This window comes from Candidatus Aegiribacteria sp., from assembly GCA_021108005.1.
In the GTDB taxonomy this organism is placed as follows: Bacteria; Fermentibacterota; Fermentibacteria; order Fermentibacterales; family JCC-6; genus Aegiribacteria.
Genome location: JAIORS010000231.1, coordinates 1 through 1,807, shown reverse-complemented (window position 1 = coordinate 1,807; position 1,807 = coordinate 1). Strand labels below are relative to the sequence as shown.

Annotated in this window: 3 protein-coding genes; 2 read left to right on the top strand and 1 reads right to left on the bottom strand. The window is 45.2% G+C overall.

The window, feature by feature from the left end; all coding sequences use genetic code 11:
• Positions 1-112: 112 nt before the first annotated feature.
• Entirely contained in the window at positions 113-373 is a 261-nt protein-coding gene (locus tag K8S15_14940) for a type II toxin-antitoxin system RelB/DinJ family antitoxin (GenBank protein ID MCD4777329.1), read from the top strand.
• Entirely contained in the window at positions 373-645 is a 273-nt protein-coding gene (locus K8S15_14935) for a type II toxin-antitoxin system YafQ family toxin (GenBank protein MCD4777328.1), read from the top strand. Before K8S15_14940 ends, K8S15_14935 begins: the two co-directional genes overlap by 1 nt.
• A 305-nt stretch (positions 646-950) precedes the next feature.
• Here the strand turns inward: K8S15_14935 and K8S15_14930 are convergent.
• The coding region (locus K8S15_14930) for a transposase (GenBank protein ID MCD4777327.1) at positions 951-1,807 on the bottom strand (857 nt) is incomplete at its 5' end.

Genomic DNA, 1,807 nt, shown 5'->3' with positions numbered 1-1,807 from the left:
GCAGGGATCTGCGAGGGGGCTGTCAGGTAACTGGCAGTCCTACCTCGATTAAATGAAAAGAGACTTGACGAGGTAGCCCAAATGTGCCATACATAATGTACGGAGGTAGATTATGAGTAAAACAGCTACTGTGAGAGCACGAATTGAACCAGACTTAAAAGAAGAAGTTGAGAAGCTCTTTCATGAATTGGGAATTTCTACAACTGATGCAATCAATATCTTTTTCAAACAGGTTAAGCTTCGTCATGGACTTCCTTTTGAGGTGGCAATACCTAATGAGTTAACTCAAAAGGTGCTTAAAGAAACTGATGATGGTAAAAATATTGTTCGACACGAGAATATCGATGATATGTTCAAAAACTTAGGGATATAGTGCTAACCCCTGTTACCTCAAAGCAATTCCATAAAGATCTCAAGAAAGCTAAAAAACAAGGTAAAGAGATTGTAAAACTCAAGCAAATAATGGCATTGCTTGTAGCCGAAGTCCCTCTTCCCATCACGAATAAGGATCACAAATTAACAGGAATCTATAGTCATCATCGGGAGTGTCATATCACATCAGACTGGCTGTTAATATACAAAGCTACAAAAACAGAATTGAGATTTGAACGAACAGGTTCTCACTCTGAATTATTTAAGAAATAGGTTTACAACGAGTTAAGGATTCGTAGCGCACTGTAGTGCGCTGCAATCCTGTGTTGAATTAAGCGGTGCGAGTATTTGGATTTTCTATTCGTAGCGTATGGTAACCGTATTCTTTTGAATACAGTAAAAAATACTGAAGTAACCGGTCGGACATGTAAATTTCAGATCGGTTTTCGTGTATTTCCGGGTAGCCACAGTCATCCGGATGGCTGAATTAAGGATTTTGGGTAGACCGGTTCCAGGCTGCTTCATGGGGGTTTTCAGCAGCAGCATATACCAAGTGGGATAGTACAATCTCTCTTTTCTCACGGTGGTGCCCTCATCCGTTGCAACGCAAGAAGATGTACGAGCGCAGTACCACAATGCGAACAGTAAAGTGTTATCGGTTTCTCAACCGGAAGCGGAACAGGTGGCAGACCCAGTTGTTCCCGTATCGAATTGAGTTTTTCAGTACATCGTTGATGCAGGAATCCGTAGTAACGTACTTTGCAGAAGCCTTTCGGAAGCACATGCTGCAGGAAGCGCGCCATGAAGACAAGAACCGGAAGTGTCATATACTTCCAGTCCTTTGTCCCCACCGGCTGATACCGGAAGGTTACTTTGTCATCATAAAGCGCAATGATACAACTGTTAGTTATGGCCACGCGATAGATATAGCGTGAGAGATACTTGATTGCTTCAGGTCCCTGTCCCGCAGGCTCACAGTGTACGACCCAGTCCTTTTTCCAGACCTCTCTGGGAACGGCATCATGAAGTCCGAGAACCTTCATTCCATCACGGAATTTACCTCGATAGATTGGTGAGAGTGCCCTGACGGGCAGGAAGAAGTCTTCGTAGGGTGTCCAGCACCATCTACTGTTCTTATCAATACCGCCAGCGGGAACCAGGTAATGAACATGAGGATGATATGGGAGATCACGCCCCCATGTATGAAGAACACCCAGCATCCCGGGCTGCGCGCCGAGGTGGCGGGGATCAGCCGCGAGCTTCTTTAGAGCGTTTGATGAGGCACGGAACAACAGCCCGTAACAATCCTTCTGATGACTTCTGACGACTTTGTTCAGTTCATGCGGTAGCGTGAAGGTTATAAGGAAGCATGGGACTTCAGGAATACGGGCTGACTGTTTTTCCACCCAGCGTGTAGCATCGTCATTACCGCACT